This window comes from Vibrio amylolyticus (assembly GCF_023145695.1).
GTDB lineage: Bacteria > Pseudomonadota > Gammaproteobacteria > Enterobacterales > Vibrionaceae > Vibrio > Vibrio amylolyticus.
Genome location: NZ_JAJHVV010000008.1, coordinates 23412 through 44911 on the forward strand (window position 1 = coordinate 23412; position 21500 = coordinate 44911).

Here is a 21500-nt window from a genome sequence, read left to right on the forward strand (position 1 = left end):
CACTGCACGCAATAGAAAGGCCTCTATGCTCTATCATAGGTTCACTTCCTGACGCTGATGTTGAGATGAATACAGCGGTGCTGAGCACCGCTTTTTTAACGTTTAGCATAATGTTGCAAAAGTCGTGGTGACTTATCGTTGTACAATAGTAACAGAGTTATAATCAGAACCCGTTAAGCTAACATTTGCCCAGTCTTGAGAAGTTTGTTCAATGTAAATGCCACCACGTACATCATTGTGATTAGAGTCAATTAGGTTAACAGTAGCCCCTGAACGCTCAGAGTTCTGTAGAACTTTAATCAAGTTATCGTCTGAGTCAGCTAGATCCACAATAGCAGTATTGTTTGTTTTTTGAGCCACAACAATTCGGTTATCATCAGAACCTACTAAGTCAATATCAGCACTATCTCTGCGTGCTTGCGTCACCTTAATATTGTTGTCATCAGAGTTATCTAAAGTTACAAACGCTCCATTGTCACCATGATAGTTATTTCTATTTTGATCTACATTGATGACATTATGGTCAGAGGCAGTTAGATCAACATCAGCTTTGTTAAACTTAGACTCAGAGTTTTGCACAATAGATATTCTGTTGTCATCAGACTCTGTTAGATCAATATACGCTTCGTCACCGTAAGTTTGCGTAACTTCTACACGATTTCGACTTGAATCAGCCATATTTAGCTCAGTCAGGTTCCACTCTGCTTGAGTAATTGTCACTACATTTTGGTCTGAACCATTACTTAAATCAACGTAAGCACCGCCGAAATGACCTTCATTACGTGAAGTCTGAGCAATTGTTACTCTATTGTCATCTGAATCAGAGATAGCAACTTCGGTATTGTTATTTTGACCTTGGGTGATACTCAATCTGTTATCGTCTGCGCTTGTTAGGCTAACAACCGCTGCATTGTTTGTAGCTTCAGATGTACCATGCTGCTCAATATAAACTCTATTATCATCAGAATTACCAATAACCTTGACCTGAGCATCGTCACTTTCACCCATCTGCTGCAACTCAACATAGTTGTCGTCAACGTCGCCGTCCATTTTTACAAAGCCTTCATTTAAAGAGCTTGCTTGATCAATCACAACTGTGTTGTCTTCACCACCTTTAACATCAACAACAGCGGTATTACCATCTAGCCCATAAGGAGAGGTGCTCGTTTGCGATATCTTTACCGTGTTGTCTTTGGTGCTGGACAATTTAACATCAGCTTGATTATCTTCATATTGAGAGTTCACAAATGAACTCAGATCATCAATAGCAGCTTCGTTGCCAGAAGATGCCAATGCACTGCCAGATACTAATGCTACTGAGATAGCAATCGCTAGTTGTTTTTTCATAATAAACGTCCTTTTATCCTAATACTCTATTGTTTAGTTGTTTAGCTGTTAAGTATTCAGTTACTGCTCAATACTGATGTTTCTTTTCATACTACTTTCAATTACAAAAGTCGCATCACCTGACTGATTAATGCTGTAGTCAGATCCGCGAAAGTCGATAATTCTTGTATAGTTACCACCATTCGACTGGGTCAAATTGACATTCCCTGAAATTCCAAATTGAGTTATATCTGCTCTATTGAAATCACCGTCTTGAATTATGTATGCCTCATGCCAATATCCCAACTGATTCAGCTTTGCCTCATTCGCGCCATTTCTTTGCTCGATCACTGCGATATTTCCCGACCCAATCTGATTCAAAAAAACTTCACTTCCTGATGCATTTGTCATTGACACTTTAGCTTTGTTGCTTCCATAACCAATTTGAACCTGCGTGACTACAACCTGACTATTGTGTGTATTACTTAGACTAACTTCTGCATAGTTGTTATAGGCAACATCAAGCTCAGAAAAACCATCTAGGTCTAAGTCACTGAATGAGTCTGTTGTATAATTAGGTGCTGCTGATACTGCCCCCGACAAAAGCAGGGTGGTAGTTAGAGCAATTGAGCCAACCTTCACTAAATCGAATCTCATCACTTTCTCCCTGCTCCGTAGCGTTAAAGTGTTCTCAATGAACGAGGGATATTATTGGTTTTTAGATGCTAAGCAGCAATAAACTTTGAATTGAATATAGGGGATAAATGATTTTCTTTTGATTGAATAATCATAAATATATTAGTAATAATTAATAAGATTTAAAACACCAAATTAGCACTAAAGTTTATTTACATTATAAATACTAACAAAGCCAAAAATCGCACTTATATCCCCCCCCTAAAGAGGCTATCTCAATAATGAGATTATAATATTTAACTAGATCAATAAAATTTTATTCGATTGATATGGCGTCAATATATATTTAGTATCACTCCTTGGATGGAGAGTACCTAACATTATTTATGCGTTCCGATTCGGTGAGCAGTATGAAAAGAAAAGTAGTAATCACATTAATGCTCAGTGCTGCTTTTATTAGTTTCAGAGCACACACCAGTAACAGTAAACCTAGTAATAATTTAGAACAAAGCGCCCCATTAGAAAGCGGCCAAATGATAGAAGAACAAAAAAACAAATTTCAAAACTTCGATGAGGTATCAGGTCTTATTGTGGATAGAACCATGACCAGACTTGGTGAAGATTTCTACTTTTTTTTCTCTCAGAAGTTAAACGACAGATATGAAGACTTGAAAGAAAACTTTGAGATAAGAGAGAGACCAACAGCACTTTCTGGGAGTATTGTTGGTGTCTATCACTCAAGAAAGCCAATTTACAGAACAGCGTTGTCACCAGGGCGCCGTCAAGCTCAGGAAAAAGCCGACGAAGCTGTAAAAGCTGTCAGTGACTATATCATTCGATGGCAGGCCGAAAGGTTGTTTCAAGATACCTTCGATCTAGAGCACGATGAATTTTAAGTGTAGAGGCAAGAATGAAAATCAAGATTTCAATGAGTTTACTCCTATATTTCACGCCTATTTTAAATGCGTCTGAGATGATATACACGCCAAACAACCCTAGTTTCGGTGGCTACTCAGGAAACAGCTCTCATTTATTAGGCGTAGCAAACGCGATAAACGATTATAAAGCACCAGCGAGTAGTAGTGCGTTTGAAGAAGAATCGGCAATAGACAGACTCGCATCAAGTTTGGAGTCTCGATTGATAAGCCAGTTGTTAGCCGATATCGGGACAGGGAATACGACTGGAAACCTAGTAACCGAAGCCTTCACTCTAAACGTACAAGAAGAAGGTTCCGGATTAGCGGTTATTATCATTGATAATGAAACCGGTGAGTCTACAAAAATTAATGTTAGTGGCCTAAACCCTGACTTATAGGAAATACAAGGAAGTACGATGAAAGGACTCGTTATATTAGTCACTGTGTTGAGTTTGGCAGGGTGTTCTAATTCACTCAGTGTTCCAGAGGCCGATGAAGCGCCCCGCCTTATGCCTCGCGGCGCAACCTACTCTGATCTAATTGCATTACCCAAACCTAAAGGTAGAATCCTCGTCTCTGTTTATGATTTTAGAGATCAAACAGGGCAATACAAACCGTCACCAAACAGTAATTTCTCTACTGCAGTCCCACAAGGTGGTACAGCTTTACTTACAACGTCACTGTTAGATTCGAACTGGTTTACTCCGTTAGAGCGAGAGGGGCTTCAGAACCTGCTAACAGAGAGAAAGATCATTCGAGCAGCGCAGAAAAAAGACCAATCGGTCTCCAATCATGGTGCTGACCTTCCCTCTCTAAGTTCTGCTAACGTAGTCATTGAAGGCGGTATCGTTGCCTACGATTCAAACGTAAAAACAGGTGGCTTTGGAGCACGTTACTTAGGTATTGGAGGGGCAACAGAGTATCGAAGTGATATGGTCACCGTTAACTTGAGGGTCGTCGATGTCCGGACTGGACAAATTCTACTAAGTGTCACTACCAGCAAAACGATTTTGTCAATGCAAGTCACTGGTGATGTATTTCGATTTGTGGATTATAAAGACCTGCTAGAAGTAGAGGCCGGATATACCAATAACGAGCCTGTTAACGTCGCGGTTATGTCTGCCATTGATGCGTCTGTGATTCATTTAGTTATTGAGGGAATAGAGCGAGGTATGTGGCAACCCGCTAACCTTGAAGAACTGAATAGTCCAATTATTGAAAGGTATGCAAAAGAACAACATCATATCTTATAGCAAGATTAGCATTACCAAAATTAAAATAAAAAACCTTAATTAGTTAAGGTTTTTTATTTGAGAGAAAATAAATTATACGAACTCTTCGTTGCCTATATTTTCTTTTGCCCAAATTAGTGCTTGTAACCTATTTCGAACATTAATTTTCTTGAATACATTATGTAAATGTGTTTTTACTGTATTTTCACTAACAAATAGTTTATCAGCAATCTCAATGTTAGTATCACCATTACCGAGTAGTTTTATAATCTGCTGCTCTCGTTTGGTTAGTTTACTGTATGAATTACTGGTTTTTACACTTGCTGTTTTTCTATAGTGAAGAATATACTCCTGTGCTAGTTTACGACTCAGCCATAGCTCACCATGCAAGATTTTATTTATGCCCTGAGCAAGAAGATCAATATCGTCAATATTATAAAAAACGCCCACCAGGTTCGTCCAATGCGTAAGATCCGAGTACTGGCAAGACTTATCACAGTTAATTAGTGCTTCAACACTATTGGGAAAATAACTCTCTCTGCACGTACTGTATATTTCAATCTTATCTTCAGTACAAACACTCATATCAATGATCACGAGATCATTTACACGTCGCCCCTTCAGAAAAAGAGACTCTGATAAAGTGTTAATGGAAATAATATCAATATCTGTCCCGAGTAGCTTTCCCAACGCATCTTTTAATAATGAAGATTGAAGGCTATTCTCGGTTATAAGTGTAATCGTCTCGTAGACTTTTTTAATGTTTTCCATAACGCCACTGAATTTATTATGTACTTAATAGACAACCTAATTCTCCTACCAGAGAATAGTGTCAAATTATGAATAGTTGGGATGAATGTCAAGTTACAGAGATCTAAATTCTATCGCCCAGAATCTTGATGTAGTTTTATCGCTTATATTTCATAACCTTACGTACCATCTCACGCTTGAGAATGTGCTAACAATTCTATTGATAACAGTGATGTATTAGCTAAGGTTCAATATTGGCGGGCGCTCGTATGATTAGCGATACGTTACGAAAAAGAAGTACAAGGTGATAGCACAGCTAGAGCAGGCTACAAATCGTCTGATGTAGATAGCAGGGATACCTCTTGATACTCTAGCTGCAACATATCCACCGACTAATGTCCCCAGCAACACGGCTCCACCTCGATTCCAGTCAATGACATCCTCAAACAGAAATAACCCGATAGCCGAAATAGAGACACATGATGAAATAACCAATTTAAGACCATTCATTAAGTGGATATTTTGGTAGCCTGCTAAAACAAGGTAGCTCAGTGCCACAATGCCAAGGCCAGCATTGAAAAATCCACCGTAGGCCGAGACTAATAAGAGCAATACTGAGGAAGTGATGGCGGCGATCCGATGGCTACTCTGCTGCTTAGACGCTACTCGCTGAATCATCGACTGCAACTGTTCACCAAACATAAACAGCATGGTCGCAAACGCAAGTAGCCAAGGGATGGAATTCAAAAAAGCACTATCAGGAATGTTGAGTAGTAACAATGCCCCTATAACGCCACCAAGGGAACTAAGCAGCACTATTTTTAATAGTGGCGTATTCTCACTGCGGAGTTCATGTCGAAAGCCATAGGCACCACTTAAATACCCAGCACTGACCGCAAAGGTATTGGTCGCATTCGCTGCTATGGGAGGCACACCACATGCTAAAAGTGCCGGAAAGGTAATAAAGCTTCCACCTCCCGCTATAGAGTTCAGTACGCCACCAGCCGTACCTGCGAGAAACAGTAGTATCCACTCAAGTGCCATCGACTCTCCTTGTCTGTGGCTAAATTAGATAGCTTGTGACAATACACTTAACTAGCTAAAAAGTAACCTATAACTATCAAGGGATACAAGCTCTGACTAGACTGATTCTGTTAGACTATGCACCGATAACTAAAACTAAGATTGATAAACTTGTTCTCCCATTTGAATTGTTTTGGTGACCTTCAATTCATCGTCCAAAAATACTAAATTCGCTTTATAGCCCTTTTCTAGCTTACCGTAACAGTCATCTACACCAATCGCTTTTGCAGGATAAATCGTGGCCATATTCAAAGCTTCTAATAGAGGAACTCGTGCATGGGTAACCAGATTTCGGATACTTTGACTCATGGTAATAGCTGCACCGGCAATAGTTCCATCTTCATAGTGACATTTACCGTTGGTTACGAATGCTTGCAGACCAGCCATGTTATAACAAGCTAAATCCGTACCTGCAGGAGTGACAGCGTCCGTCACTAAAAATAGCTTTTCTTCTAGAAGTTCACGGGCAATTTGCAACGAAGTGTAATCAACATGGATACCATCCGCTATAATCCCTGCATACGGCTTTTGATTAAAGACATACCCTACAGCTCCGGGCTCTCGATTGGTCAACGGTGACATGGCATTATATAAATGCGTTGCCATTTCGATCCCTTTTTTAGAAACAAGTTGGTCATAACTAGCATCGGTATGCCCCATAGAAACTGTAATAGACGACTTAGCAACGATATCTAGTACTTGCTGATCTATCTTTTCAGGGGCAATCGTTAATATTTTAATATACTGCTGATTATCAGATAGGTAATGCGCAGTGTTAATATCAAGTTCTCTAATATACTGCTGCTGATGCGCTCCTTTACGCTCAACACTTATAAAAGGCCCTTCTAAATGTAACCCTAGAACCCCCAGTTTTTCAGCTGAACCCAATTTAGAAACAAGATCAATTGCCTGTGTCATATGATCGACCTTACTAGTAATCAAAGTCGGCAAAAATTGAGTTGTCCCGTATTTCACGTTGGTGGTATTCATAATGTCTAATGTCTGTAAGGAAATATCAGTATTAAACAGAACACCTCCACAGCCATTAAGTTGTAAATCAATAAATCCTGGGCTAATCAGGTGATGCTGAGCATCAATTACTATCTCAGGGAGTTCACTAAATGCCGTTACTTCCCCTATGGCAACAATGGTATCTCCTTCGATTAGTATTATCTGATTATCTGCAATCTCGCCTTTCAAGAAGAGACGAGCATTCTTAATCGCGTATTTTTTTGCATTAGCTTGTTGAAGTGTATTTAGCGCGCCTTTTTTCATACTGACACCTTTTTATTCTGATAATACTCATTCATTTAATCTCTCATGGCTACATTTCTAGAACAAGAACATTCCATCAATCACTTCAATCGATATTTCCTATCTCAAAAACTGGGCTACGCCACCCTGTCTTCTCAAATTTAGGTAATCGAGAAAGTGCCTTACTGCTGTAAATCCTCGGCAACACTTTTCCATTTATTCACCTCTTTTTTGAAGTGCTTCCACTGCTTATCACTCATGCTTTTCGCGATCATCACAATGTGCTCTTCACTGACTGAACGATTGTGTTCAATCATTTCAATAAGTTCAGGGGTGAAAAGTCGGTCAGACTCAAACAACAGTCGCTGAAAATTAGGTTGGAAATAACTGAGGTCATCGCGCCGTTCCAGAACTGTCTGCCATTCATTATGCATGGTGGTTTGATACGCCATCCACTCATACGCAGAAATCATAAAACGATCACCCCACTGCTCGACAATCTGTTTTTGTTCTTTGCTCAAACGTCCTATCCACGTTTCCACTTTGTCACCAATTCGCTCCTGATAACGCTCGTGAATTTCTTCATCAGACAGTTCTTTATATTTATCTCGATACTCTTGGTGACGCTCAGCGATACTCTCTAGCAACTGCTCGACCTGTTCATCGGTTAGCGTCTGCGTCAGAGCATAAAGATCGGGGGCAACTCGGTTTAATAGACGCTCAGAATGAAGCTCAATTTGCTTAAAATGTGCAGCGATGTCTTCTTGAGTCAACGTTTGAGGAGCAAGAGATAATAGGGAGTCCAAATGTTGCACATAAAGTGGCAACTCTTCAGCTCTATGCCAGTCGCTTAGCTGTTCGATTTGTAGGGTGAGAATATCGTCCTGATCACTGGTTAAATCTACGAAATCATCGACGTACTCTAATATGAACCAGTCCATATTTCGATAAGCAAACTTTGTCCCGCAGCTAGCTAGAAGCACACAGACTAACGCAACGATAATGACTCGCATGGGTACTCTCCTTTATTGGGCGACTACCATTAGTACAATACAGCATTCACCAAAACTCCACTTATCCGCACTCAACCTTGAGACTCATCACACTCAATAACTGTAATTATATCAACCTATTGCGACTATCACTCTTAACACAACAGAGAAATTTTTATGTACAAAACAATGCGCCTTTCTCTCCCCCTGGCGTACATTGGACTTTGCTTATCAACTCATGACCTAGCCGAAGATCGTAACAAGTCTATCGAAGCGGGTGCGACATTTATCGGCGACCAAACTTTAGCAACTTTTGGCTATAGCCATGACCTTGGCAACAACGTTGACTACTCGCGATTAAAGATAAAGTCCATTTAGTAATGTTTTTCCTTTTTAAGTGCTGGTCTCCATGACCTAAAAATTCGCACGATGGCTTTCGATGATTCGAAAGCCATTTTTTATTGCTGAGCACCTACAAAATAGAAGCTACTCACTCTCAATAGAAAGCAGATGCTTTGAGATCATTTTCTCTATCTTCCCAATGACTGGATGTTGATAACAAGCTCTATGGAACTGCATACCAATATCAAACGTCATAGACTCTCCATTTAAGCTTAGCGGAACTTGCTTTAAGCTCTCGGGCATCAAATCTTCCATAATGTTAAAACAGATAAAGAGATAAGGGCTAACTTGAATACACTCTAGGGCGGCATGCACTGACGCTACCGTTAGTTTCTGGTTCAGTTGAATACCTGTTCTTCTATGTATTCGACCATAATAAGAATTGTCGTCTAGAGACCCCATAGAAACTCGAACGGTATCCATATCACTCAAAACACTAAGCTCAATACTCTCTTCATTTGCCAAGGGGTGGCTTTTAGATAAATAAGCATACAAAGAGAGTGTGCCTACCTTTCTTTCGACTAAGCGTTCATTAAGATCATTCGGGTACCCAGCAATCCCAATAGATAAACTGCCACTCTTTGGAAACTCTACGCCTTCTAAAGACCAGTCCACAAACGATACTTTAGGTTGAAACTCTTTATTGGTGAGCCCTTTTAGTAGTGGAACGGTCAGCAGTGAACTCAACGGGTTAGCAACGTAAAACATATACTCAATATCCGCATCATCGCCTTCAAAGCTCAATGACATCTGTTGAGCTTGCTCTAACTGCTCCAATGGCTCTTTAATAATTCTGATCAACTGATTGGTAAACAACGTTGGTTCATAGATCCCCTTCGTTGCAATAAAAAGCTCATTGCCAAAAAGATCACGACAATCTGATAAATGTCGATTAAATGTAGCTCGACTGATGTCCAGTGTATGACACACCTTTACCTGAGATTTCTGCTCAAACAGAAGATCCAAAAAGCGGTATAGATTCAGGTCGATGGTATTTTTCAAGCATCACCTCGATAGCAATTAATATCCATATATAACCCTAAGTTACTCGCCTAGTAGTAATAACGCGAGAAAATCACCCTTTATACCGAAAATCCAGGCTCATTTGTGAGCTTGGTCATACCCATAAACGGGAAGTAACGTCGCATCATAAATCAACTGGTTATTTATGAACGGTGAACCAATCGAAGAGACAGCGATACAACGAATAGAAGTCTATAACTTTTCAATGTCTGACGAGCTTGCCGATTCGCCACTAGCAATTCACGACCAACCGAGTAAAATCAGCGTCACATCGACTCAGTGCTCGTTTTGGTTCCTTTATGCCTAGCTCAAAAATGCCTCACCCTGCTCCTTGCTTTACGCCATTTATCGCTTCAACAGGTGGGGTTACACTTCCTGACCGTTTTACTTTTCCATTTTACTATCAACCGCATCCATTAAGTGAATTGGCAGCACAAGAGCTTCAAGACAAACTAGCAACGCAAACTGATTGGCAATACGATTTTGGACTAGAAGTTGGTTCAACATCGGGGACCGGAAAAATGTTTGGTGTGCTGGTCGTCAAAAATGGCCAAGGTGAGTTAGGCTACCTAAGCGCATTCTCAGGAAAAATCGCGGACCAAAATCTATTGCCCGGGTTTGTTCCTCCAGTGTTTGACATGCTAAGTAGTGATAGCTTCTTTCGTTCTGAACTGGCAGAAATCACCCGAGTCAGCGAAGAAGCTAAACGACGTCAATCCAATCCAGAACTTGGCAAATTGGAACAAGAACTGAAGCAGCAATCTTCTGATTTTGAACATAGAATGTCTGCGCACAGACAAGCGATGATAGAGGGAAGAGCGCATAGAAAACAGCAAAGAAGCCAGCTTGATGACAATGACGATCAACATAAACAAGCACTCATTCAACTTAGCCGAGAGAGTGTAACTGAGAAAAATCAGCTCAAGGCATTAAAAGATCAGCAAAAGAAAGTGCTCTCTTCATTAGAAGAAAAAATCTCGGTTTTAAGAGACGAGCTCAACCAACTACTCAATCAGAGAAAGTCGATGTCGAATGCGCTTCAGCATAAACTGTTTGAGCAATATCAGTTTCTTAATCAAGATGGCGTGCAGAAATCACTGAACGATATCTTTTCTGCTACAACAACGCCCATTCCACCAGCGGGCTCAGGGGAATGCGCCGCACCAAAACTTATGCAATATGCGTTTATTCATGATTTAACACCTATCTGCTTAGCCGAGTTCTGGTGGGGCGTGTCGCCAAAGTCTGAAATTCGCCAACATAAGAAGTACTACCCTTCATGTCAAAGTAAGTGCTTACCTATTTTGACCCATATGTTAGAAGGTATGGAGCTAGACCCCAACCCACTGCTTGAAAACCCAGCGGAAGGGAAAGAGCTGGATATTCTCTACCAAGACGACGCGATTGTCGTGGTTAACAAACCTGCTGATTTTCTTTCTGTCCCAGGTAAAAACATCAATGATTCTGCTTACTCTCGTTTGATAGAACAATTTCCCAATGTTGAAGGCCCATTTGTTATCCATCGCTTGGATATGGCGACCTCGGGGCTATTGGTATTCGCATTGACTCGTCGAGCTAATAAGAGTTTACAAAAGCAGTTTATCACTCGAACCGTCAACAAACGCTATGTTGCGCTGATTGACGGGGAACTGTCGGAATCCGAAGGTGACATCACACTTCCTTTACGTGGTGATCTTTATGATCGCCCAAGGCAACTTGTTTGCTTTGAACATGGAAAGCACGCTGATACACATTGGGAAGTTATTAACGTTCAAGATGGACGAACAAAAGTCTACCTTTATCCAAGAACTGGTCGGACCCATCAGCTCAGAGTTCACTGTGCTCATCACCAAGGCTTAAACATGCCAATTGTTGGTGATGACCTTTATGGGCTTAAGGCCGACCGACTTCACCTTCATGCCGAATCGCTAAGCTTTGAGCATCCGTATACAAAAGAGCCTTTAAGTTTTCAGGTTGATTCCGACTTCTAAGTAACACATGTAAATAGCACTTGTAAGTAACACCCGTAAGTAACAATGGAACTAGCGTACTAAACTGAACTCCTCTCCGTTTATCGCTCACTAAGCGCTAATCAATACCTTTACTGGTCGCCCTCGTTAACTTGGTTATCGCTAAGCAACTAGGGCAGTTTTCATCGTTCAACGACTCATTGAGAGCACACAACCTCCTTTGACAAAAAATAAAAGTGATCCTTAAGAAAAGATATTCCGTACTAATCTTCGTTATTCAAACACAACATTTAAAAATTAGAAGGACAGGATTATGTTTAATAAAATACTAACTGCTTTTGTATTTGTTTTAATGAGTTTTTCATTGGTTGCCTGCTCAAGTAATAAAGAAGCGACGCACAGTGATAATATGATGACAAAAGACAGCATGATGAAAAAAGACATTGTTGACGTTGCTGTTGAGAATGGCTCATTTAACACTTTGGTAGCGGCAGTAAAAGCAGCAGGATTAGTTGATACCTTGAAAAGTGACGGTCCATTTACTGTCTTTGCGCCAACCGATGAAGCGTTTGCAAAACTGCCCGCAGGTACAGTAGAGACGCTTCTAAAGCCAGAAAACAAAGACCAGTTGATTGATATTCTGACTTATCATGTTGTCTCTGGGAAAGTAATGGCATCAGATGTGGTTAAATTAAATAGTGCAACCACAGTAGAAGGGAAAGATGTCGCTATTGAAGTTAAAGGTTCAAACGTTATGATAAATAATGCCACTGTTATTGCAGCAGACGTGCCTGCTAGTAACGGAGTTATTCACGTCATTGATAGCGTACTGCTGCCTAAATAAATAGTTGAGTGTTACTGCCGTTTTATATTTTCCAAGCTTTTACATTCCTACAGTTTATATTCACTACAATAAAAAAGCCCCTCATAAAGAGGGGCAAAGTTTCCATCGCTTATAGTTATAATCTTTTACGCCAGTAAAATCCTAATTAACCGAAGTCGCCGTTCACATAACCTTTAGTACGATCATCTTTAGGGTTACTAAAAATGACTTGGGTTTCGTTATGTTCCACAAGCTCTCCCATTAAGAAGAAGGCTGTTCTATCTGAAATACGACGCGCCTGCTGCATTGAGTGCGTTACAATAACGATCGTATAGTCTTTTTTCAGCTCTTCCATCAGCTCTTCAATTTTATGTGTCGCAATCGGGTCAAGCGCTGACGTTGGCTCGTCCATCAGAATAACATCCGGTTCCATCGCAATCGTACGGGCGATACATAGACGCTGCTGTTGACCGCCAGACAAACCAAACGCGTGTGCTTTTAGGCGATCTTTTACTTCGTCCCACAGTGCAGCACCACGTAATGAGCGCTCTACAACTTCATCTAGATGCTTCTTATCTTTAACACCTTGCGCACGTAATCCGTAAGCTACGTTCTCGTAAATACTCATTGGGAACGGGTTTGGCTTTTGGAATACCATGCCCACTCGAATACGAAGATCCGCAACATCGATTTCGCCATAGATGTTCTGTCCATCCATATCTAGCGTACCGTTGATCGTCACACCTTCAATAAGATCATTCATTCGGTTTAAACAGCGAAGTAGCGTTGATTTACCACAACCAGACGGACCAATCAGCGCCGTTACTTGGCGAAGTGGAATTGGCAAGTTGATCGATTTAAGCGCTTGGTTTTCGCCGTAAAAAAGGTTTAGGTTTTCAATATTAAATTTATTCATTATCTTGTTCTCTAAATTCGGTCATTCGTTCGATTTCAGTACTCACCTTGAGCCTTTCTCTGAAATCATCTCCCTTAACCTCAATATTCGTTAAGGGCAACGTATCGTTGTAACGAGCTATATAAATAAGTAGCTATGTCAGTTAATTGCTATGTTGGTTAGTTGCTACATTAGTAAGTGGCTGTATTAAAGCGACTTGCAATAAACTTGGTTAATGTATTGATAAGTAAAACAACAACAATAAGAACCGTGGCAGTACCGTAAGCTTGGTTCCACTCGTCAATAGTGAATAACTCAGTCGTTAGCTTGAACAGGTGAACGGTTAATGTGCGTCCTGAGTCCAACAAAGTGTCAGGAATACGAGCCACCATACCTGCCGTCATAAATACTGGAGCAGACTCACCAATAACACGACCAATACTTAAAATAACCGAGGTAAGAATACCTGGCATTGCACTTGGCAAAATTAAACGCCAGATGGTGTAAATCTTTGGTGCACCTAGACCGTATGAACCTTCTCTATACGTCTGAGGCACCGCCATCAATGCTTCTTCTGTCGTGCGAATAATCACGGGTAGAATCAAAATACTCAGTGTTAACGCACCTGACAAGATTGAGAAACCAAAGCCCATAATGACAACAAAGAACGTCATACCAAACAGACCAAAGATAATCGATGGAATACCTGCTAGTGACTCAGTACAGAATCGGATGACTTTAACCAGCTTGCTCCCTACCTTCGCGTATTCCGTCAGATAGATTGCCGTCATAATGCCCAGTGGCGCCGCGACTGCAATTGAAGCAATGACCATGTAGATCGTAGAAACGATCATTGGGAAAATGCCTTGAGAGTCACCCGTTCGGCTATAATCGCCCGAAATGAATGCCCAATCGACATGTTGTAAGCCGTTCGACAGAATGTACCAAATAATCCAAAACAGGAACCCAACCGTCGCGGCCGCTGCTGCCCATACGAAGCCATTAAGAACGTTATCTTTGAACTCGCGAGAGCGCTTCAGTTTTGCGTAATCCATTTTTTTAACTTTAGACATAACTATTTCGCCTTCTCGCGGTTAAGGTATAGAAGAGCCGCATTAAGAATCATGATAAATACCAGCAGAACAACACCAGTCGCATAGAGTGCGTTCGCATGAATGCCACTTGCGTAAGACATTTCAATGGCGATGTTTGCCGTTAAAGTACGCGCCGAGTCTAAAATGCCTTCTGGCATAGCCGGTGCGTTACCCATTACCATGATGATTGCCATGGTTTCACCAAGAGCACGACCTATACCCAAAATCACACCTGTCATAATTCCTGAACGAGCCGCCGGCACAAGCAGTTTGAAGATAGTGAAGATTTTAGAAGCGCCTAAAGCAAGAGAACCTTCTTTATACGTGCGAGGTACCGCACGGATAGACGTTTCTGAAACTGTAATAACCGTTGGGAGAATCATAATACCCAGAACGATGATACCGGCCAGAATAGTGTTACCTGCTGGAACGTTAAAGATGTTCTGAATCAGCGGAACAATAATCACCAAGCCGAAAAAACCGTAAACTACCGAGGGAATGCCCGCTAACAGCTCTACTGCTGGACGAATGATATTCGCAACGCGTTTTGGTGCGATTTCAGCGATGAAGATGGCGGTTAGAACGCCAATTGGAACACCGACAACAACAGCGCCTAATGTTGATACGATAGAAGCAACAATCATGGTTGCGACGCCATATAACGCTGGCGGTAACCAGTGTTGCCCTAAAACGATACCTGATACACCGACAGCTTGAAACGCTGGGATGCTCTCTTTAACAATGAAGTAAGCGATAACGGCTAACGAGACAATACCAATAACGGCACTTGATAGAAATAGACCGTGAAAGATGCGCTCTTTCCAATCAATACGTTTTTTGGCTCGTAGTCCTGATTGACTCATTCGAGTTGTGTCAGTATTCATAAGCTTTTCACTATTTGCGATGGTCATAAAGAAATCTCAACTGTCGAAAACAACAAAAATTCGACATGGGATAGAATAGGCTCGGCCCAAAAAGTAGGCCGAGCAATATAAATTCGTTAAAGAGTATTAGTTAACTGAGATGTAGCCTTTCTTGTCTGCAATTGCTTGAGCTTCGTCAGCAACCATCCAATCTAGGAACTTTTGAGTTTCAGCTGATGGAGCACCCGCTTTGTATAGAACTAGGAATGGACGAGCAACTTTGTAAGAACCGTTTTTAACGTTGTCAACGGTCGCAGCAGCGCCATCAATTGATAGTGGTTGAACAGAGCTGTCTACTGTACCTAGAGAGATGTAGCCAATTGCGTATGGGTTGCTAGCAACAGAAACTTTCAGTGCGCCGTTACCGTTTGCAACTTGAGCACGTTGAGAGATAGCTGAAACTTTCACATCACCAATTTTCTTTTTAAGGCTCATGATGTCTTCGAATGCACCACGAGTACCAGAAGCTGTATCACGAGTAATTGCTACGATTGGCTTGTCTGCGCCACCCACTTCTTTCCAGTTTGAGATTTCACCTTTGTAAATAGCAGAAACTTGCTCTGCCGTTAGAGCTTCAACCTCGTTTTGCGGGTTTACAACAACTGCGATTCCATCACGAGCAATGACTAGCTCTTTCAAATCTTCCGATTTTTCTTCTGGTTTAAGATCACGAGAAGAAATACCTAGGTCAGCACTTCCATCTTTAGCCGCACGAACACCTGCTGATGAGCCCGGAGCTTGAATTTCAATGAACACTTGCTCACCGGCATTCATGTATGTTTCTGCAAAAACTTCAACCAGTGGAGAAGCACTGTTAGAACCAACTACAGAGATAGTTTCTTTAGCAGAAACTGAAGTCACTGCCATTGCGCCTAGTAGTGCTACTGCACCAATAACTGTCTTTTTCATCACATTTTCCTTAAGTGGCGTTATTGCCGTTGTGTTTTTCTCGAACGATGCTCACTTTAGGCTTTGAATATGACAGTTGTGTTTCAGTTAATTTAAGCCTCTATGACAAAAGTGACTTTGCTGCAAAATTAACCGTTCTTCTAAGAAACAGAATTAATACTGTTTTCCCTCCTAACGTTGGAACTCTCCGCCTAAAATAACCACTTCAAAAACAAGACATTAAGTTGCATATTGGTCGATCGCAAAAAGAAATAACTTAGTCAAAGAAGTGATTGACCTATTCATAAAGGTAATTACAATCGACAATCTATTTTCGCAAATGATAACAATTTGCATTTGAAGATTATTGAGAGGATCTCATGCGCCAGTTACTTAACGGCTTATCAATCAAGCTACAAGTAGTAGTACCGGTCATATTCACGATGTTGCTTTTACTTGCAGGAATGATGTATAGCACATCCAATTTAAAACAAGCATTTAGTCAGGTTTCAAACTCCACTGAAGAATTAATACTGCACAAAGATGAGTTAACCGATATCATCGACAACACTTATGCAATGCGAATCAGCGCTATATATAGCCTATTTAAACCCGACGAGGTAAAGATATTACCTAGCGTTTTAAGGCAAAAAAGAGAGCTAAATCAAGTGTTATTGAGCTCTCTAAACAAATTACAAGGCATGGAAAACGAAGTTCAAGCGATGAATCAAGCGATGGATGCGTACATTAACCATGCTATCAACATCATGATTCCTCTACTGAACACCAAACACGAGCAAGCCAACTTACCCGACAGCTTCGACATAAAGTACCAACGTGCTGCAGATGAGTATCGAGATGCGGGTAAACGAATGGTCAAAGCCATTTCCGATTTATCCAATAAACTTAATCAAATTTCTCTAAACAACGTTGAGACGAACGCGAAAGCTCACGATAATGTCATTACTAATGGTTTTATCGCTCTATCGGTGGTGATTGCAGTGTGCTTGTTATGTTGCTGGGCGCTTGCTGGGATGATAGTCAGACCAATTTTTGGTATTCAGTCGACAATGAAGCAGGTGGCAAGCGGAAATCTATTAGTTAAAGCGAGTGAGGAAGGCGACAACGAAATAACCGCATTAGCTAAAGATGTAAACGCAACCGTTCAACAACTGCACGGAACCGTAGATGCTTTAGCGAGAATCAGTGTTGATGTGGCCTCTGCATCCACTGAGCTTGCTGCGGTTATGACCCAATCAACCGTGAACTCTGATCAAGAGAAAAAAGAAGTTGAACAAGTCGCATCGGCAATAAATCAACTTGAAAGCACGTCTAGAGAGGTTGCAACTAACGCGAATATTGCAGATGGGGCATCCAACCAAGCCAACGAACTTGCCGTCAATAGCCTCGAAATGTTTGAAGAGAGCAATCGAGCCAATGCCAAAATGGCCGATCAACTCAGTGATGCCGCGCAAGTCGTTACATCGTTAAAAGATCAATCAGAGCAGATAGGTAAAGTTATTGAAGTGATTGAAAGTATCTCCGAACAAACGAACTTACTGGCGCTCAACGCCGCAATTGAAGCTGCTAGAGCAGGAGAAAGTGGCCGCGGATTTGCTGTTGTTGCCGATGAAGTGAGAATGTTGGCAGCTCGAACGCAAGAGTCGACAAAAGAGATCCAAGTCATTATTGAAGAGTTACAATCACAGTCAGGCAAAGCCAACGAAAGCATGCACTCCAGCTTAACTATGTTGCAAGACAACCAAACACTCTCTGGAAAAGTCAGCGCTGCTCTAAACGAGATTTGTGGGTCGATATCAAAATTAACCACTATTAATGCTCAAGTCGCCGTCGCTTCAGAAGAGCAAGGACAAGTCACCTCTGACATTAATACTAATCTCGGCAACATTTACGAACTCGTCAGCCAAAATGTTATCGGAATTACCCAATCGGCCGCGGCGAGCCAAGAGTTGTCAGAACTTGCTGAAAAACAAAAACAGCAGCTAGACTACTTCAAAGTATAGTCGGATAGAATCAATCAAAAAAAACCGCCTAGTTTCAAACTGGCGGTTTTTTGTATCAATCTTATTAAGCGATATCGAGTTAGACGATAAAGTATTACTCGTCGTCCACTTTTGGCGCGACTTTCTTCTTAGGGATGAATACCGTATCACCCACTGCCACATTATTGTGGAAGCTCTTATCGCGCTTGACTGGTTTCTTCGGCGTTTTCTTCGCTTGTGGGCGACCTTTCTTAACGTCTTTTTTGCCACCACGGTAATCTTTCTTAGGCGGTCTTAATCCTTTGAACTTACCTTTCAAGCCTTCTAACACAGAGAAAGTCAGATCTTGCTGAAGGTACGTTTCTACACGCTTAAAGCTGTCCCAGTCTTTCGGTCCAACTAAAGAGATTGCATCACCTTTGCTTCCTGCACGACCGGTACGACCAACACGGTGAACGTACTCTTCAGTATGTTTTGGCATATCGAAGTTGATTACGTGCGTAACATTCGCAATATCAAGCCCGCGTGAGGCTACGTCGGTCGTAACAAGAATTTTAAATACCGCTCGCTCAAACTGGCTCATGATGGTATTACGCTGAGGTTGAGTCAGGCTGCCACTTAATGCGACTGCCTTTAGCTTCTGCTCATTCAGCTTTTCCGTTAAACGTTCGGTATCCACACGGGTTGCAGTGAAGATAATAACCTGACGATATTTCGCTTCTTCAAGCACTCGCTCTAAGATCGCTTCTTTATGATCAAGGTGGTCACACAAGTAGAATTTCTGGGTAATATCTTTGTGTTCTTGGTTAGACGAGCCCACTGAGATGCGTTTTGGCATATCCAGCATTTCAGCGGCAATCTCATTCACGTCAGTATGCTCTAATGTTGCTGAGAACATTAATGTTTGACGCTTACGGTGTTTAGCCGCGTTATGGATTTTACGTAGTTCAGGTGCAAAACCAAGATCAAGCATGCGATCTGCTTCGTCAAGAACTAAGGTATCCAAGCCATCTAGAATAAGCGAGCGGTGCTCTAAGTGATCCGCAAGTCGCCCCGGTGTAGCAACGATAAATCGAGGGTAACGACGCAGCGCGTTCACTTGGTCATTGAAGTTTTCACCACCTAGTATTAACGTCGCTTCGTACGAAAGTCCACCAAGCATGGTTTTTAATTCACCGTAAACTTGTTTCGCAAGTTCACGCGTCGGAGCCAAAATAACGCCGCGAGGATCTCTTGCAGAAAATGCTTTGCTCTTTAGTGATTTATGAAGCATTGGAAGAACAAACGCTAATGTCTTACCTGAACCTGTTTTTGACGACGCCAATAGATCTTTACCAGCAATAGCCACAGGAATGGCTTTCTGTTGGATCTCAGTCGCTTTTCTAAAATCATAATGGCTAAGGTTTTTTAATAAGCGATTGTCTAAACCTAAATCTTTAAAGTGCAAAGTACTCTCCAGTTAATAACGAATTATTCCCAATTAAGTGTTAATGCGTAAGGTTAGAAACACAAGGGAAAACAAAAACGCGACATAATACCGTGAAACAGGCAGACAAGGATAGAGATCACACAAAATTAATCACGCGATACACAATTAATTTCAAGAGACAGAGCGATAATAGATTATTCACCCGCTAAGTATCCCGATTGAAGGGCAAGGTTAATGCATTCGGAAAACAAGATAAATTGCCTCCCCACGCCAACATATTGGATTCATTACCTTATTATTTGATCAAAGTAGCTGTTTTTTCTTAACCTGATTTTTTCGCATTTTGAGACGCGTTTGTACAAAAATTCTCTCTTATTTGTGAGATTCATCTGTATTCTCACGCTAATTACTTAAATTATTGGCTTTTTTTGACGTTCTTAAACTAGGAGTTCTGCTAAATTGTTACTACAATTTACTTCGTCACTATATTTGTTAAAAAATGTATAGGGCGATTTTTTGATACTGATAATTAAGGAATTCATATATGAACAAGATGTTAATCGCAGCTGCAGCGTCTTCAGTACTTCTACTTGCTGGTTGTGCATCAGGTCCAGACGAAGAAACAATGGCTAAAATGGATGACCTAAGTAGTCAAGTTACCCAGCTTCAGCAAGATGTAAATTCACTGAAAAGTGAGCATGCGATGCTAAAATCTGAAGCTCAGAAAGCGAAATCTGCAGTGATGGCCGCTCAAGAAGAATCTGCTCGCGCTAATGAGCGTATTGATAATATTGCTCAGTCTTACACTAAATAAATAATCAATATCATTCTATGATTTAAAAGGGCCTGTCTAAATGACAGGCCCTTTCATTTCTATTCAACAGTTACTCGACTAATTATACGGGGCAGCAACCACTTCTACAGGCACACCATTTTGCGCCAAAATAGCCGCTCTCGCTTTACTGTCTGGAATCTCAAATTCATCTAACCACCAACTCAGCTCTTGGGGTAGCGTTAGTGACTTCTTACTCCCATCATTTCTGGTTAACGGCTCATGCGCCTCTAGGAAAACACTTCTATCAGGCTCTAACGTCACTTTAATAGGTTCATCAATGATTTTGACAGGAACCCCAACATCAACTTGATTAAATAACCATTCGATATCTTTTGGATCCATACGAATACAACCTGAGCTTACACGAAGTCCAATACCGAAATTCTTATTGGTACCATGTATAAGGTAATCGCCAGCACCATACGCAAGACGAAGCGCATACTCACCCAATGGGTTTTCAGGGCCAGCAGGGACAACAGCAGGTAACTCAATCCCTTTTTCTAAGTACTCTTTACGAATCGAAGCAGGTGGCGTCCACGTTGGGTTAGCTCGCACCTGGCTAATTCGAGTCTCCATTTCCGGCGTGTCTCTGCCAATTTTTCCAATACCGACAGGGAATATATGGACGATATCTGAATCTGGTTCGAAGTAGTACAAACGCAGTTCCGCTAGGTTGATCACAATGCCTTTATATTCGACATGGGGCAGGATTACTTGAGATGGGATAGTTAATACATAATCCGTTTGAGGAAGAAATGGGTCAACCCCCTTATTCGCCGCCATCAATGAGAGAAACCCAACGTCATAGTGCTTGGCGATGTCCGCAAGGCTCTCACCCGCCTGAATGGCATGGTATTGCGTTCGGCCAACAATACTACTTCCTTCGGTTGGTAATTCGTAACTGGCTGAATACGCTGATGCACTCACAAAGCAGAGCGCAAATAATCGGTACAACATGTACTAATCCTTATAACGGCAATCGTGCAATGATAACTCATTCATCCCATGCTTTCTCCTCTATACGC

General features: G+C 41.3%; 22 protein-coding genes. 9 read left to right on the forward strand and 13 right to left on the reverse strand.

Features of this window, described 5'->3' with window-relative positions; translation table 11 throughout:
• Positions 1-132 precede the first annotated feature (132 nt).
• Both KP803_RS13435 and KP803_RS13440 read right to left on the reverse strand, forming a co-directional pair.
• Entirely contained in the window at positions 133-1347 is a 1215-nt protein-coding gene (locus KP803_RS13435; RefSeq protein ID WP_248009363.1) for a hypothetical protein, read from the reverse strand.
• A gap of 60 nt (positions 1348-1407) precedes the next feature.
• Entirely contained in the window at positions 1408-1983 is a 576-nt protein-coding gene (locus tag KP803_RS13440; RefSeq protein ID WP_248009364.1) for a hypothetical protein, read from the reverse strand.
• A gap of 389 nt (positions 1984-2372) precedes the next feature.
• Between KP803_RS13440 and KP803_RS13445 the strand changes: the two genes are divergently transcribed.
• From KP803_RS13445 to KP803_RS13455, 3 genes are read left to right on the forward strand one after another with little or no spacing between them, the layout of a single operon-like run.
• Positions 2373-2858, forward strand: coding sequence for a curli production assembly/transport protein CsgE (locus tag KP803_RS13445; protein ID WP_427916954.1), 486 nt, complete (start codon positions 2373-2375; stop codon positions 2856-2858).
• 14 nt (positions 2859-2872) lie between these two features.
• Positions 2873-3277, forward strand: coding sequence for a curli assembly protein CsgF (locus KP803_RS13450; protein ID WP_248009365.1), 405 nt, complete (start codon positions 2873-2875; stop codon positions 3275-3277).
• A gap of 18 nt (positions 3278-3295) precedes the next feature.
• Positions 3296-4132 (forward strand): CsgG/HfaB family protein, encoded by an 837-nt coding sequence (locus tag KP803_RS13455; protein ID WP_248009366.1) that lies wholly within the window; start codon positions 3296-3298, stop codon positions 4130-4132.
• Between the two features lie 72 nt (positions 4133-4204).
• Here the strand turns inward: KP803_RS13455 and KP803_RS13460 are convergent, their stop codons facing one another.
• From KP803_RS13460 to KP803_RS13475, 4 genes are all read right to left on the reverse strand, one after another.
• Positions 4205-4882, reverse strand: coding sequence for a LuxR C-terminal-related transcriptional regulator (locus KP803_RS13460; RefSeq protein WP_248009367.1), 678 nt, complete (start codon positions 4880-4882; stop codon positions 4205-4207).
• A gap of 252 nt (positions 4883-5134) precedes the next feature.
• Entirely contained in the window at positions 5135-5905 is a 771-nt protein-coding gene (locus KP803_RS13465; protein WP_248009368.1) for a sulfite exporter TauE/SafE family protein, read from the reverse strand.
• A gap of 135 nt (positions 5906-6040) precedes the next feature.
• Positions 6041-7219, reverse strand: a complete 1179-nt coding sequence (nagA, locus tag KP803_RS13470) for an N-acetylglucosamine-6-phosphate deacetylase (RefSeq protein WP_248009369.1) — start codon at positions 7217-7219, stop codon at positions 6041-6043.
• 161 nt (positions 7220-7380) lie between these two features.
• Positions 7381-8211 carry a DUF6279 family lipoprotein gene (locus KP803_RS13475; RefSeq protein ID WP_248009370.1) on the reverse strand — a complete coding sequence of 277 codons (831 nt, stop codon included), beginning with the start codon at positions 8209-8211 and terminating at the stop codon, positions 7381-7383.
• A gap of 156 nt (positions 8212-8367) precedes the next feature.
• On the opposite strand from KP803_RS13475, the gene KP803_RS13480 reads away from it, so the two are divergent.
• The gene (locus tag KP803_RS13480; RefSeq protein WP_248009599.1) at positions 8368-8568 is read left to right on the forward strand and encodes a hypothetical protein; all 201 of its coding nucleotides are present in this window, start codon (positions 8368-8370) and stop codon (positions 8566-8568) included.
• A 108-nt stretch (positions 8569-8676) separates the two neighbouring features.
• On the opposite strand, the gene KP803_RS13485 is transcribed toward KP803_RS13480, so the two are convergent.
• Positions 8677-9594, reverse strand: coding sequence for a LysR family transcriptional regulator (locus KP803_RS13485; RefSeq protein ID WP_248009371.1), 918 nt, complete (start codon positions 9592-9594; stop codon positions 8677-8679).
• Positions 9595-9760: 166 nt separating this feature from the next.
• Between KP803_RS13485 and KP803_RS13490 the strand changes: the two genes are divergently transcribed.
• The 3 genes from KP803_RS13490 to KP803_RS13500 all read left to right on the forward strand — a co-directional run bounded on the left by KP803_RS13490 (position 9761) and on the right by KP803_RS13500 (position 12429).
• Positions 9761-9922 (forward strand): hypothetical protein, encoded by a 162-nt coding sequence (locus tag KP803_RS13490; RefSeq protein WP_248009372.1) that lies wholly within the window; start codon positions 9761-9763, stop codon positions 9920-9922.
• Between the two features lie 7 nt (positions 9923-9929).
• Positions 9930-11606 (forward strand): RluA family pseudouridine synthase, encoded by a 1677-nt coding sequence (locus KP803_RS13495; RefSeq protein WP_248009584.1) that lies wholly within the window; start codon positions 9930-9932, stop codon positions 11604-11606.
• 292 nt (positions 11607-11898) lie between these two features.
• Positions 11899-12429, forward strand: coding sequence for a fasciclin domain-containing protein (locus KP803_RS13500; RefSeq protein WP_427916955.1), 531 nt, complete (start codon positions 11899-11901; stop codon positions 12427-12429).
• A gap of 145 nt (positions 12430-12574) precedes the next feature.
• Here the strand turns inward: KP803_RS13500 and pstB are convergent, their stop codons facing one another.
• The 4 genes from pstB to KP803_RS13520 all read right to left on the reverse strand — a co-directional run bounded on the left by pstB (position 12575) and on the right by KP803_RS13520 (position 16229).
• On the reverse strand, positions 12575-13324 hold the full coding sequence (gene pstB / locus KP803_RS13505) for a phosphate ABC transporter ATP-binding protein PstB (RefSeq protein WP_248009373.1): 750 nt from the start codon (positions 13322-13324) through the stop codon (positions 12575-12577).
• Positions 13325-13494: 170 nt separating this feature from the next.
• Positions 13495-14358, reverse strand: coding sequence for a phosphate ABC transporter permease PstA (pstA, locus tag KP803_RS13510; protein WP_248009586.1), 864 nt, complete (start codon positions 14356-14358; stop codon positions 13495-13497).
• Positions 14359-14378: 20 nt separating this feature from the next.
• A complete protein-coding gene (gene pstC / locus KP803_RS13515) occupies positions 14379-15308 on the reverse strand; it encodes a phosphate ABC transporter permease subunit PstC (RefSeq protein ID WP_248009374.1) in 930 nt (309 codons plus the stop codon).
• A 99-nt stretch (positions 15309-15407) separates the two neighbouring features.
• Positions 15408-16229, reverse strand: a complete 822-nt coding sequence (locus tag KP803_RS13520) for a phosphate ABC transporter substrate-binding protein (protein ID WP_248009375.1) — start codon at positions 16227-16229, stop codon at positions 15408-15410.
• A gap of 359 nt (positions 16230-16588) precedes the next feature.
• Between KP803_RS13520 and KP803_RS13525 the strand changes: the two genes are divergently transcribed.
• Positions 16589-18232, forward strand: coding sequence for a methyl-accepting chemotaxis protein (locus tag KP803_RS13525; protein ID WP_248009376.1), 1644 nt, complete (start codon positions 16589-16591; stop codon positions 18230-18232).
• A 94-nt stretch (positions 18233-18326) separates the two neighbouring features.
• On the opposite strand, the gene KP803_RS13530 is transcribed toward KP803_RS13525, so the two are convergent.
• Positions 18327-19658 (reverse strand): DEAD/DEAH box helicase, encoded by a 1332-nt coding sequence (locus tag KP803_RS13530; RefSeq protein ID WP_248009377.1) that lies wholly within the window; start codon positions 19656-19658, stop codon positions 18327-18329.
• 526 nt (positions 19659-20184) lie between these two features.
• Here KP803_RS13530 and KP803_RS13535 point away from each other — a divergent pair.
• Positions 20185-20454 carry an Lpp/OprI family alanine-zipper lipoprotein gene (locus tag KP803_RS13535; RefSeq protein WP_248009378.1) on the forward strand — a complete coding sequence of 90 codons (270 nt, stop codon included), beginning with the start codon at positions 20185-20187 and terminating at the stop codon, positions 20452-20454.
• Positions 20455-20532: 78 nt separating this feature from the next.
• On the opposite strand, the gene KP803_RS13540 is transcribed toward KP803_RS13535, so the two are convergent.
• Positions 20533-21432 carry a L,D-transpeptidase family protein gene (locus tag KP803_RS13540; protein ID WP_248009379.1) on the reverse strand — a complete coding sequence of 300 codons (900 nt, stop codon included), beginning with the start codon at positions 21430-21432 and terminating at the stop codon, positions 20533-20535.
• Positions 21433-21500: the final 68 nt, after the last annotated feature.